Annotated in this window: 11 protein-coding genes; 5 read left to right on the top strand and 6 right to left on the bottom strand. The window is 66.1% G+C overall.

Translation table 11 applies throughout. The features are described 5' to 3' along the window. Nucleotides 1-174 precede the first annotated feature (174 nt). Both H4O10_RS22045 and ligD read left to right on the top strand, forming a co-directional pair. Nucleotides 175-1,095 carry a Ku protein gene (locus tag H4O10_RS22045; protein WP_088470435.1) on the top strand — a complete coding sequence of 307 codons (921 nt, stop codon included), beginning with the start codon at nucleotides 175-177 and terminating at the stop codon, nucleotides 1,093-1,095. 3 nt (nucleotides 1,096-1,098) lie between these two features. Further along, entirely contained in the window at nucleotides 1,099-3,585 is a 2,487-nt protein-coding gene (ligD, locus tag H4O10_RS22040) for a DNA ligase D (RefSeq protein ID WP_049454341.1), read from the top strand. A 71-nt stretch (nucleotides 3,586-3,656) separates the two neighbouring features. Here ligD and H4O10_RS22035 read toward each other — a convergent pair whose 3' ends face one another. From H4O10_RS22035 to H4O10_RS22020, 4 genes are all read right to left on the bottom strand, one after another. Continuing rightward, nucleotides 3,657-4,049 carry a hypothetical protein gene (locus tag H4O10_RS22035; RefSeq protein WP_033833527.1) on the bottom strand — a complete coding sequence of 131 codons (393 nt, stop codon included), beginning with the start codon at nucleotides 4,047-4,049 and terminating at the stop codon, nucleotides 3,657-3,659. Nucleotides 4,050-4,216: 167 nt separating this feature from the next. Continuing rightward, nucleotides 4,217-5,245, bottom strand: a complete 1,029-nt coding sequence (gene adhP / locus H4O10_RS22030) for an alcohol dehydrogenase AdhP (protein WP_033833528.1) — start codon at nucleotides 5,243-5,245, stop codon at nucleotides 4,217-4,219. Between the two features lie 96 nt (nucleotides 5,246-5,341). Then, nucleotides 5,342-5,980, bottom strand: coding sequence for a bifunctional 4-hydroxy-2-oxoglutarate aldolase/2-dehydro-3-deoxy-phosphogluconate aldolase (eda, locus tag H4O10_RS22025; RefSeq protein WP_033833529.1), 639 nt, complete (start codon nucleotides 5,978-5,980; stop codon nucleotides 5,342-5,344). Between the two features lie 113 nt (nucleotides 5,981-6,093). Next, nucleotides 6,094-6,684 (bottom strand): cysteine dioxygenase family protein, encoded by a 591-nt coding sequence (locus tag H4O10_RS22020; protein WP_049454346.1) that lies wholly within the window; start codon nucleotides 6,682-6,684, stop codon nucleotides 6,094-6,096. 238 nt (nucleotides 6,685-6,922) lie between these two features. On the opposite strand from H4O10_RS22020, the gene H4O10_RS22015 reads away from it, so the two are divergent. Continuing rightward, nucleotides 6,923-7,978, top strand: a complete 1,056-nt coding sequence (locus tag H4O10_RS22015) for a LacI family DNA-binding transcriptional regulator (RefSeq protein ID WP_049454348.1) — start codon at nucleotides 6,923-6,925, stop codon at nucleotides 7,976-7,978. Between the two features lie 109 nt (nucleotides 7,979-8,087). Here H4O10_RS22015 and phhA read toward each other — a convergent pair whose 3' ends face one another. Beyond that, nucleotides 8,088-8,981 carry a phenylalanine 4-monooxygenase gene (gene phhA, locus H4O10_RS22010; protein ID WP_049454349.1) on the bottom strand — a complete coding sequence of 298 codons (894 nt, stop codon included), beginning with the start codon at nucleotides 8,979-8,981 and terminating at the stop codon, nucleotides 8,088-8,090. A gap of 125 nt (nucleotides 8,982-9,106) precedes the next feature. Here phhA and H4O10_RS22005 point away from each other — a divergent pair, with 125 nt between their 5' ends. Beyond that, entirely contained in the window at nucleotides 9,107-9,592 is a 486-nt protein-coding gene (locus tag H4O10_RS22005; protein ID WP_005411782.1) for an Lrp/AsnC family transcriptional regulator, read from the top strand. A 147-nt stretch (nucleotides 9,593-9,739) separates the two neighbouring features. Continuing rightward, on the top strand, nucleotides 9,740-10,483 hold the full coding sequence (locus tag H4O10_RS22000) for a hypothetical protein (protein WP_005411783.1): 744 nt from the start codon (nucleotides 9,740-9,742) through the stop codon (nucleotides 10,481-10,483). Nucleotides 10,484-10,529: 46 nt separating this feature from the next. On the opposite strand, the gene H4O10_RS21995 is transcribed toward H4O10_RS22000, so the two are convergent. Next, complete coding sequence (locus H4O10_RS21995; RefSeq protein ID WP_005411784.1) at nucleotides 10,530-11,522, bottom strand: patatin-like phospholipase family protein; 993 nt, start codon at nucleotides 11,520-11,522, stop codon at nucleotides 10,530-10,532. Between the last annotated feature and the right edge of the window lie 145 nt (nucleotides 11,523-11,667).

The raw sequence follows: 11,667 nt of genomic DNA, 5'->3' as shown, positions 1-11,667 counted from the left end.
GCTGCTGTAGTGCCGGCCGCTGGCCGGCAACCCCAGAAAACTTCAGGCCGCGAGCCCTGCCGGCCAGCGGCCGGCACTACCGCATCTGCGTAGAACCCACGTGCACGGTATCGACACGGGTGGTTTACACCGCCCATCCGAAGCTGGATGCCCTGCCCCGCCAAAGGTACGCCCATGGCCCGCCCGATCTGGACCGGCACGCTGTCGTTTGGCCTGCTCAACGTGCCGGTGTCGCTGATGTCCGGCGAACGCAAGGTCGACCTGCAGTTCCGCATGCTCGATTCCCGCGACCGCAAGCCGATCCGTTTCGAACGGGTCAACGCCGACACCGGCGAGGAAGTGCCCTGGAAGGACATCGTCAAAGCCTATGAGTACGACAAGGGCAGTTATGTCGTGCTGGAGGAAGGTGATATCCGCTCGGCTGCGCCGGAAAGCCACGAAGCGGTGGAGGTGGAATCATTCGTGGATGCGGCGCAGATCGACCCGCGCTACTACGAGAAACCGTATCTGCTGGTGCCCGGCAAGAAGGCCGAGAAGGGCTACGTGCTGCTGCGCGAAACGTTGCGCAGCACCGGCAAGGTGGGCATCGCGCGGGTGGTCGTGCGTACGCGCGAATACCTGTGTGCGGTGATGCCGCATGAGGACGCGCTGGTGCTGATGATCCTGCGCTATCCGCAGGAACTGGTGGATCCCGAGGACTACAAGCTGCCCACCGGCAAACTTTCCGACTACCGCATCACCAGCAAGGAAACGGCGATGGCCGAGCAGTTGATCGAGTCGATGGCCGGCGACTGGGATCCGTCGCAGTACCACGATGAATTCCGCGAGCGCCTGCAGCAGGTGTTGAACAAGCGCATCAAGTCCAAGGGCGGCACCACGCGGGTGGACGATGAGCCGGCACCGCGCGAGGACGCCAGTACCAATGTGGTCGACTTCATGGCGCTGCTGCAGAAGAGCCTGGATGCGAACAAGCGAACGCCAGCGAAGAAGGCCGCAACGCGCAAAGCAGCCGCCAAGCCGCCAGTGAAGAAGGCCGCAAAGAAGACAACGAAGAAGGCTGCAAAGAAGACCGCACCCCGACGCAAGGCGGGGTGAGCCATGTCGTTGCACCAGTATCGGCGCAAACGCCGGCTTGGCGGTGGCGCCGGGCAGACAACGGAGCCCGACGACACGCCCACACCGGGCGACCCGAAGCAGCGGCCGACCTTTGTCATCCAGCTGCACCATGCCAGCTCGCGTCACTATGACTTCCGCCTGGAAATGGACGGCGTACTGAAGAGCTGGGCGGTGCCCAAGGGGCCTTCCCTGCGCGTCGGTGAAAAGCGGCTGGCCGTGGAAGTGGAAGACCATCCGCTGTCCTACGCCGGTTTCAAGGGAGACATTCCTGAAGGCCACTATGGTGCGGGCCACGTGGAAGTCTTCGATCACGGCACCTGGGCCTGTGAAGGCGATCCACTGCAGGCACTGGCGGCGGGCAGGATCGACTTCGTGCTGCATGGACAACGCCTGGCCGGTGGCTGGAAGCTGGTGCGGACCGCGATGAAAGGACGCCAGGTGCAGTGGCTGTTGATCAAGCGCGGTGACGGGGAAGCGCGCGACGCGGAGGCGGATGACCTGCTGACGGCACCGATGCCCAAACGAACACCTGCGGCGAAGAAGCGTTCCGCGGACAAGACGGCGCGAGCTGCACCCGCCGCACGCACGACCACACGCAAGGCCGATGTGCGCTGGCATGCACGCGCGCTGCAACTGCACGGCGCACGTGACGCACCCTACCCGCATGCATTCAAACCGCAGTTGACCGATCATCGCGACAGTGCGCCGGACGGCGACCGCTGGCTTCACGAGATCAAGTGGGATGGCTATCGCCTGCTGGCGGATCTGCACGATGGCGAGGTCAAGCTGCGCTCCCGCAATGGTCTGGATTGGACCGATGATTTTCCCGAAGTGGTGCAGGCCGTGCAGGCGCTGCCGGTGCGCGATGCACGCCTGGACGGCGAACTGGTGGTGCTGGACAAGGAAGGACGCAGTGACTTCGCAGCGTTGCAGCGGGTGATCGACGGCAGCTCGAAGCAACCGCTGCGCTACATCGTGTTCGATCTTCCGGGCGTGGCTGGAGCGGATATCAGTCGTGCGCCGTTGCTGGAGCGCAAAGCACTCCTGAAAGAGCTCATTGGGCCGGCGCCTGGCACCCTGGCCTTCAGCGAGCACGTGATCGACCATGGCCCGCAGGTGTTCGATGCCAGTGGCAAGGCCGGATTCGAAGGCATCGTCAGCAAGCAGGTGGATGCCCCGTACGTGAATACCCGCGCGCGCAGCTGGGTGAAGGTGAAGCACGAAGACACCGACGAGTTCCTGATCGTCGGCTACACGGCACCCAAGGGTTCCCGGCTGGGGTTCGGCTCGCTGCTGCTGGCGACGCCGGACAAGGGCGGCTTGCGCTATGTGGGCCGCGTTGGCACCGGTTTCGACGACCAAAGCCTGCGCGCGCTGCTCAAGGCACTGCAGCCATTGGCGGTGAAGACGCCCGTGCTGCAGCTGCCGGCGCATGTGCCGTTCCGCGCTGCCAGCGTACGCTGGGTGAAGCCATTGGCGGTTGCCGAGGTGGCCTTCCGTGGCTGGGGCAAGGAAGGCCTGCTGCGCCAGGCCAGTTTCAAGCGACTGCGCAGCGACAAGCAGAAGGAGGACCTGGGAATGAGCACCGCAGATACCGAGACCGGAGGCGAGGTCGAGATCACTCATCCGGAGCGGGTGGTGTTTCCAAGGCAGAAACTGCGCAAGGGTGACGTGGCCGACTACTACCAGCGAATGGCGCGCTGGATCCTGCCCGAGATTGCCGGACGTCCGCTGTCACTGCTGCGCTGCCCGGACGGCGTGGGCAAGGCCTGCTTCTTCCAGAAGCACCATGGCCCCGGCCTGGGGGACGCGGTACATGCGGTACCCCTGCAGCAGAAGAGCGGCCGCGAGGATTACGTCTACGTCGACGATGCGCGGGGCCTGCTGCAGCTGGTGCAGATGAACACCCTGGAACTGCATCCGTGGGGCGCGACCGTGGCCGATCCCGAGCACCCGGATCGTCTGGTGTTCGATCTCGATCCAGGCGAAGGGGTGAGCTGGGCACAGGTGAAGGCCGCTGCGCGCGATGTTCGTGACCGCCTGCAGGAGGTGGGCCTGCAGAGCTTCGTGCGGCTGTCCGGTGGCAAGGGCGTGCACGTGGTGGTGCCGCTGCAGCCCAAGGCTGGCTGGGACGAGGCCAAGGCGTTCTGCGAGGCGTTCGCGCAGGCAATGGCGCTGGAGCAGCCTGATCGCTACGTGGCGACGATGAGCAAGGCCAAGCGCGGCGGCGTGATCTTCATCGATTGGCTGCGCAACACACGCGGTGCCACCAGCGTGTGTTCATGGTCGCTGCGCGCGCGAGATGCTGCCGGCGTGGCGGTGCCGCTGCGCTGGGAAGAACTGGCCCGGGTGAGCGCGGCCGACGCGTTTCCGATGGCCAAGGCGCTGGCGCGCGCCAAGCGGCTGAAGGGTGACCCATGGCAGGGCATCGCGCGGTTGAAGCAGAGGCTGCCGTCGCTGAAGCGGTAGTGCCGGCCGCGGGCCGGCAACCTCGGCCATCCTGCAGTTGCCGGCCCGCGGCCGGCACTACCTGCATGCGCTCAGCGCAGATCGCGCGAGGGGCGGCGCCCGAACCACCAACCGACCAGCAGTTGCAACGGCAGCGATGCCAACAGCGAAATGACGAACCAGAACGGGAAGTCCGCACCCGCCGTCCACATCGCGTAGCCACAGCCCAGCGCGATCAGCGACCAGATCGAGAACCCGTGTGAACGCGGCCAGCACGGCGCGTAGTAAGTGGCAAAGGAAATGCCGGCGACGCCACCGAGTACGCTGAAGGCCAGGTCCCACCCCAGCTGCACGCTATTGCTGTCCGGCGACAGGCCCAGCAACGGCGGCAACCAGCCGGCGACGCTGCTGACCAGCGCAAGCGACAGCACGCCGCCGATCAGGGCGACGATGGACAGGAACAGGGGCTTGAGCAGGCCAGGCATGCGCGTATTGTACGGCTGCCACAGAGTGCCCTCGTTGCCGGCCAGCGGCCGGCACTACCGAACCGACTGGGCTTTTGCCGGCCAGCGGCCGGCACTACCGATGAATCGGCATGGCCGCCGTGCCCGCGGGAGAGGGGTACGGAGCAGCGGCGGCCATGCACAGGCAGTCAGGCGGCGAAGTCGAGCACCACGCGGCCTTCGATGGTGCCCGCGTGCATGCGCGCGAACACGTCGTTGATGTTTTCCAGGCGGTCGGTGCTGACCGTGGCTGCGACCTTGCCTTCGGCGGCGAACTGCAGTGACTCCTGCAGATCCAGCCGGGTGCCGACGATCGAGCCGCGCACGGTGATGCCGTTGAGCACCATGCCGAAGATATCCAGCGGGAAGTTGCCGGGCGGCAGGCCGTTGAGCGAAACGGTACCGCCACGGCGGACCATGCCCAGAGCCTGTTCGAACGCCTTGGGCGACACTGCGGTGACCAGAGCGCCGTGCGCGCCGCCGATCTCCTTCCTGAGGAATGCGGCCGGATCGGTGGTACGCGCGTTCACGGTGATCTGCGCGCCGAGCTGCCGGGCCAATGCCAGCTTGTTGTCGTCCACGTCCACCGCAGCCACATTCAGGCCCATCGCACGGGCGTACTGCACCGCCATGTGGCCCAGGCCACCGATGCCGGAAACCGCCACCCAGTCCCCGGGCTTGGTGTCGGTCACCTTCAGGCCCTTGTAGACGGTCACGCCGGCGCACAGCACCGGCGCTATCTCGACGAAGCCCACTTCCTTCGGAAGCAGGCCGACATAGTTGGCATCGGCCAGTGCGTACTCGGCGAAGCCGCCGTTGACCGAGTAACCGGTGTTGCGCTGCGTCTCGCACAGCGTTTCCCAGCCACCCAGGCAGTGTTCGCAATGGCCACACGCCGAGTACAACCAGGGGATGCCGACCCTGTCGCCTTCCTTGACGTGCCCTACCCCGCCTCCCACGGCCACGACGTGCCCCACGCCCTCGTGGCCGGGGATGAATGGCGGGTTCGGTTTCACCGGCCAGTCGCCCTCGGCGGCGTGCAGGTCGGTGTGGCAGACGCCACAGGCCTCGATCCTGACCAGCACCTCGCCCGCCCCCGGGCGCGGTACCGAGACTTCCTCGATGACCAGCGGCTTGCCGAACTCGCGTACGACGGCGGCCTTCATGGTGGATTGCATGTTCGGATCTCCGCAGTGCGCTTGCCCACAGAATGACGCCGGCTCGAGGCCGGCGCTTTGATCACGATCAAACCTTTGAAGATCCGTGCAGCAGGTTCAGCTGGCCAGCACCGATGCTTCGCGCGCCAGTCGTTCGATGGCGTCCCAGTCACGGGTCTGCAGCAGCGCCGGGGTGGTCAGCCACGAGCCGCCCACGCACAGCACGTTGGGCAGGTGCAGGAACTGTGGCGCGGTCTGCGCGCTGATGCCACCGGTCGGGCAGAACCGCACGTCGGCAAACGGGCCGTGCCAGGCCGCCAGCAACGCAGCGCCACCGGCCTGCACCGCCGGGAAGAACTTGAAGGTGTCCGTGCCCTGCTCCAGGCCCAGGATCAGGTCCGAGGCGGTGGCGGCACCGGGCAGGTACGGCAGGTCGGCATCGCGTGCGGCGGCATACAGCGCCGCCGTTGCACCGGGCGACACCGCGAAGCGCGCGCCGGCCTGCTTCGCCGCCTGCATCTGCGCGGCGTTGAGCACGGTGCCGGCGCCGATGACAGCATCGGGCACGGCCTCGACCATGGCCTTGATCGCATCCAGCGCGTGCGGCGTGCGCAGCGTCACTTCGATCACCGGCAGGCCGCCGCGGAACAGCGCCTGGGCCACTTCGACCGCCTCATTCACATCTTCGGGGGTGTACACCGGGATCACCGGTGCCAGCTTCAACAGCGCGCGCAGGCGCGGATCAGCGCTGGACATGGTCTTGCTCCTTGCCCGATGGGGCATCGCGGATCGCCGCCGGGTCCGGCAGCGCAGCGGCGCATGATGCCATGCACGCTGCGAAGGTGCTGGTATCCTGCCCTGCGGCGGATTCAGACTGCGTCGGCCTGCAGTGCCTGGATGCGGCGCTGGTACCAGTCACCCCCAAGCGGGTCGAACACCGCCGAACGTTCCATCGGCGCTTCGTATACATGCACCGAAATGGCCAGGGCTTCATCGCTGGCATTGCGCAGGGTGTGGTATTCGTGAGGTGGAATGAGGCTGCCGGCGCTGCCGCAGCCGCCGCGCAGCGCGGCGTGGCGTCGGAAGCGCCAGCGTTCGCCGGCGCATTCCAGCAGTTCGTAACGGATGATCTCCAGTTCCCCCAACCACACGCCCTCCACACACCACATGGCATCGTGGTCGTGCAGCGGCGTGCCCTGCCCTGGGCCCCAGCTCATGGCAATCACGCTGTAGCCGTGTTCCTGGCTGTGGTACAGCGGGCGTCGCGCGTAATGATCACTGACCGGACGGTGCACGCATTCGGGTAGCTCGATGCGGCTGTCCGCGATGGCTTCCTGCAGCGCCAGCTGCAGGTCGGCGGTGATGCGCCCGGCATCACCGGAGGTCATCGCCGCGTCGACTGCGGCGATCAACCGGTCGCGGCCACGGAACGCCGGAAACGGAGAGGTCTGCAGGTCCATGCCCCGACTGTAGCGGAGCATGGTTAAGGGAATGTTGGTGTTCGCGCGCGTCGCACCCGCATTCGTGGCAAGCACGCGTGAAAAACGGTTCAGATGCAAACGCAGTAGAGCGATCACAATGGAACCTCACGCGGTGGAACGTGTCGAACACGGTCTGTGCCGCTCCAGCTGCGACATTCCGCAACTTCGCGCCCGACGGGCGCAAGGCTAGAATTCTCCGACTTACCTGGTTCTATACATGTCAGTGCGAAATATGAGCGATGCCGCGTTACCGGCATCGAAAGGCAAGGCTGCCACGATCAACGACATCGCACGACTGTCGGGAGTTTCCAAGAAAACGGTTTCAAGAATCATCAACAACTCGCCGCTGGTGCGCAAAGACACCCGCGACAAGGTCGAGGCGTTGATGCGCGAGGTCGGTTACGTGCCCGACCCCCTGGCGCGCGGACTCGCGTTCCGCCGCTCCTTCCTGATCGGGCTGGTGTACGACGACCCCGGCGCCCAATGCATTGTCGACCTGCAGCACGGCGCGCTTGAAGCGCTGCGCGGCACCGGCTATGAGCTGGTGGTGCATCCCTGCGACAGCCAGGACCCGGAGTGCGCGCAGGGCGTGCGCCGCTTCGTGCAGCAGCAGAAGCTGCATGGGGTGATCCTCGGCCCGCGTGCATCCGAATCGGTTGCACTCGCGCAGATGCTGGACGACATCGACTGCCGCTACGTGCGGATCAACGCGCATGCGTCGGAAGAAGACGTGCAGGCGGTGGTCACCCACGATCGCGATGGCGCGGCAGCAGCAGCGGGCTACCTGCTCTCGCTCGGCCACCGCGACATCGCGGTGATCGCCGGACCGGGTGACCGGCGCGCGGCGCGTGAGCGTACCCATGGCTTCCTTGACCGGTTGGCCCAGGTGGGGCTGACCCTGCCGGGCGAGCGCGTGCTGGAAGCGGGCGACACCTTCGAATCCGGCGTGCATGCCGCCGAGCAGTTGCTGCTGGGTGAAGGCCGCCCCAGTGCGATCTTCGCCGGCAACGACGAGATGGCGGCCGGTGTCTACCAGGTCGCGCTGCGTGCGGGTATTGCCGTGCCACAGCAGCTGTCGATCGTCAGCTACGACGACAGCCCGCTGGCCTCGCGGCTGTGGCCGCCGCTGACCTCGGTGCGCCGCCACGTGTCCGACATCGGCCGCATGGCCGCAGCGATGCTGGTGCAGTCCGATCTGCCGGATGCGCCGACCGCAGCCAGCGTGCATCCGCAGTTGATGGTGCGTGGTTCCTGCCGCGCCGTGGACGCCTGAGTGCCCTGCCCTCGCCGCGCCGCTGCAATGGCGCAGGCAGGCAATAACGAAAACGGTGCATCCAGGTGCGCCGTTTTCCTTTCAATGCGAAGCGCTGTACGCCGTGCGCTTACACGTCGCCGCCGTCGGCCCAGCCTTCGCCGGTGCCCTTCTGGAACACGCGGTCATCGCCCTGCACGTCACCGGCCGGCAGATGCGCCTGGCTGGCCAGTGCCGCGTAGATCGGGGTGAAGTCCGGCGACGTCGCCTGCATCAGCCGTTCGAAGCTGTCGATGACGAAGTAGGTCTTCTGGAAGGTGTCGATGCGGTACTTCGTGCGCATGATCCGCTGCAGGTCGAAGCCGATGCGGTTGGGCGCGGCCGATTCCAGCGAGTACAGCGACTCGCCCTTCGACGACACGATGCCGGCGCCGTAGATGCGCAGGCCTTCGGGCGTATCGATCAGGCCGAACTCCACCGTGTACCAGTACAGGCGGGTCAGGTTCTGCAGTGCATCCGGGCCGATCGCGTGGGCTTTGACGCCGCCACGGCCGTACGCCTCCATGTAGTCGGCGAACACCGGGTTCATCAGCAGCGGCACGTGGCCGAACAGATCGTGGAACAGGTCCGGCTCGGCGATGTAATCAATCTGGTCCGGGCGACGGATCCACCAGGTCACCGGAAAACGGCGATTGGCCAGGTGGTCGAAGAAATCCAGTTCCGGCAGCAGGCCTTCAACGCCGACCAGGGTCCAGCCGGTGGCGGCGCCCAGCACTTCGTTGAGCTGGTCGAAGCGCGGAATCATGTGCGCGCTCATGCCCATCTCGTCCTGTGCATCCAGGAACTCCTGGCAGGCGCGGCCGACCAGCAGCTCGCGCTGGCGCTGGTACAGCGTGCTCCAGGTGGCGTGGTCGTCGGCGGTATAGGTGTCCCACGGCTGCTCGACGAGCGCGGTGGTGTACACCGGCACATAGCCCTTGTCGGTCTGCTGGTGTTCGACGCGGCGGGGCTGGGCGAGGTCCATGGGGCACTCCTTGACGGGATGCCTACGATGCTAGGGCAGAGCACGCGCAACAGGGTTGCAAAAGTTGCGCCCGTTGGCCCTCTTGGCGCAATATCCTTGCGTACTCACCATGTTGCGGGGCAACAATGGCCGGAGAAGTCCAGTTTGATCGCACGGATATACGCCTGCTGGCTGAAATCCAGCGGGATGGGCGCGCCACCAACGCCGAACTGGCGGCGCGGGTGAATCTTTCGCCTTCGGCCTGCCTGCGGCGGTTGCAGCGGCTGGAAAGCGAGGGTGTGATCGTCGGCTATGGCGCGCGGCTGGAGCCGCGGCAGCTGCGGCTGGGCCTGCAGGCCTTCGTGCGCGTACAGCTGGAAAAGCACGACCAGGCCGCCATCGGCCACTTCGTGGACAGCGTGCAAGCGTGGGACGAGGTGGTGGCCTGCCATGCGCTGACCGGCGACATGGACTACCTGCTGCACGTCTACGTGCGCGACCTGGAGCACTTCTCTCGCTTCCTGCTGGACCGGTTGCTCAACGCCGGTGGCGTGGCCGATGCCAATTCCAGCTTCGTGCTGCGCACGGTGAAGGGTTTCCAGGCACTGCCGCTTTCGCAGCTGGAGTCGTGATCATCCGGCGGATGTGGGAGAGCGTGACTTGCTTTGCATCCTGGGCGACGCAAGGCATTTTCCTACGGCGAGACGGATGAACCTCTGACAGAGTGACGCAATCAGCCTTCCTAGACTCACTGGACAACCCTGTCCGGAGAGATCGACATGAAAGTCTGCCTTGCTCCAGTCATTGCCCTGCTTGTCGCTGGCCTGATGCCGGCCGCTGCGGGTGCTTCCCCCCAGATCGCCAACGCCCAACCTCTGGCGCTGAGTTGCGGTACCACTGAATTCGTCGGCATGACCAGCAACTCGTCGACGCTGGCCAAGCGCCAGTGCAATGGTAGCTATGTCTATGGAATCGGCGTCTCGGTCAATGAAGCGGTGGAGAACCTCAACGGCTTCATGGCGGTGCTGCAGGCCGGCGTGAGCTGCAGCGCGGATGCCAGCAGCATCGTCAGTGGTGCCTACGGCAAGGGTGTTTTCGCCCAGTTTGTCTGCAATGGCTGGTCGATCGCCGGCGTGGGCAACTCACCCACCACCGCGGCGCGCAACTCGCTGGCCATCGCGACGGAAATGGCGGCCACGGGTACCCATTGCGCAGCGCCGCTGCAGGGTTCGTACTATCCGGAATCCTGGGGGTTCCGTTTCCGCTACGACTGCGGCAACACGCAGACCCTGAAGAGCTGGTCCATCAGTGGGCTCGGTGCCAGCATCGATGACGCCAACGTCATCGCCATGCGACTGATGCGTTACTCCACAGCGGCAGGCCAGAGCTGCAACTTCGAGAAGGCCGAAATCAATGGCGTCATTCTGCACGCCACGCTGGTCTGCAACGGCTCGTACATCCATGGCTACGGCAGCTCGGTGACGGCCGCAGCCAACGACGCACTGGCCCAGATCGGCGCCTGACCCGTCGTGAGGCCCCTGGGGGTGACCCGCATGGAGCGGGTTGCCCTCAGCACTTGTCCTTGCGGCCCATCAGCTTGCCCAGGCGCGAGGCTTCCTCGCACTTGGGGGCAGCCACCGGCGCCGGTGCAGCGGCCGCAGCACGCGCACGCTGTAGCTGCTGGATCCTGGCGCGGATCTGCGGCATCGCGGCCATCGCGGCCTTTTCGCCTTCCAGGATCGCCGTGCCGCGCTGGCTGAAATCGGCAGCGCCGATGTCCAGCACCTTCGGCCGGATGACGATGTCGGCGCGTGCCAGTTCCTGTTCGCCCAGGCGCTGGCCCATGATCGAGATGGACTGGTTGACGATGCCCAGCATGTCGGTCGGCGCCTTGCCGCTGGCCTTGCTGGAGATGTCCACGGCGATCACGAAGTCGGCGCCGAGCTGGCGCGCGGCATCCACCGGCACCGGGCTGACCACGCCGCCATCGATGTAGTTGCGACCACCGATCTTCACCGGTTCGAACACGCCGGGAATGCTGCTCGACGCACGCACCGCCTGGCCGACGTTGCCGCGCACGAAGATCGCGCGCTCGCCGGTTTCCAGCTGGGTGGCGACGGCGGCGAACGGCTTCTTCAGGCGTTCGGCCGGACGGTTGGCAACCTGTTCGTTGACGTAGTCCTGCAGCTTCTGGCCCTGCACCAGGCCACCGGAGAACAGCCGCACGTCGCGGATGCTGGCTTCATCCAGCGCCACCGCCTTGCTCTGCATCTGGAACGCGTCCATGCCGCTGGCGTACAGCGCGCCGACCACGCTGCCGGCACTGGTGCCGGACACCACCGCGGGCTCGAAGCCATTGGCTTCCAGCATCTTGATCACGCCGATGTGGGCAAAGCCCTTGGCCGCGCCACCGCCGAGGGCGATACCGATCTTCACCGGCTTGGCCTGTGGCACCACGGTCGGCGCCGGCGGCGGCGTAGGGCGGACCGGATCGCCACCGCAGCCGGCCAGCAGGCCGATCAGGGCGACGGACAGCAGCATGCGGGGGCGGAACAGGCTCATCGGCAGTGCGCTCGCGGCGCCGGATTCAGGAAAGGGCGCCAGCATACCGAAGCTGTGGCGGGGCGGGCAGGGTGGGAAATATCGCCCATTCATAAAGGTAGTGCCGGCCGCTGGCCGGCAACCATAGGGAAACTGGCAACGGTCC

The sequence above is a fragment of the Stenotrophomonas sp. I18B00994 genome, from assembly GCF_014145825.1.
Lineage (GTDB): Bacteria > Pseudomonadota > Gammaproteobacteria > Xanthomonadales > Xanthomonadaceae > Stenotrophomonas > Stenotrophomonas maltophilia.
The sequence above is the reverse complement of the archived record's forward strand: the minus strand, read 5'-3'. Positions and strand labels throughout refer to the sequence as shown.

Coding starts and splice junctions, on each gene's coding strand:
- H4O10_RS22045 (WP_088470435.1), top strand. CDS start 175: ATGGCCCGCCCGATCTGGACCGGCACGCTGTCGTTTGGCCTGCTCAAC.
- ligD (WP_049454341.1), top strand. CDS start 1,099: ATGTCGTTGCACCAGTATCGGCGCAAACGCCGGCTTGGCGGTGGCGCC.
- H4O10_RS22035 (WP_033833527.1), bottom strand. CDS start 4,049: ATGCCTGGCCTGCTCAAGCCCCTGTTCCTGTCCATCGTCGCCCTGATC.
- adhP (WP_033833528.1), bottom strand. CDS start 5,245: ATGCAATCCACCATGAAGGCCGCCGTCGTACGCGAGTTCGGCAAGCCG.
- eda (WP_033833529.1), bottom strand. CDS start 5,980: ATGTCCAGCGCTGATCCGCGCCTGCGCGCGCTGTTGAAGCTGGCACCG.
- H4O10_RS22020 (WP_049454346.1), bottom strand. CDS start 6,684: ATGGACCTGCAGACCTCTCCGTTTCCGGCGTTCCGTGGCCGCGACCGG.
- H4O10_RS22015 (WP_049454348.1), top strand. CDS start 6,923: ATGTCAGTGCGAAATATGAGCGATGCCGCGTTACCGGCATCGAAAGGC.
- phhA (WP_049454349.1), bottom strand. CDS start 8,981: ATGGACCTCGCCCAGCCCCGCCGCGTCGAACACCAGCAGACCGACAAG.
- H4O10_RS22005 (WP_005411782.1), top strand. CDS start 9,107: ATGGCCGGAGAAGTCCAGTTTGATCGCACGGATATACGCCTGCTGGCT.
- H4O10_RS22000 (WP_005411783.1), top strand. CDS start 9,740: ATGAAAGTCTGCCTTGCTCCAGTCATTGCCCTGCTTGTCGCTGGCCTG.
- H4O10_RS21995 (WP_005411784.1), bottom strand. CDS start 11,522: ATGAGCCTGTTCCGCCCCCGCATGCTGCTGTCCGTCGCCCTGATCGGC.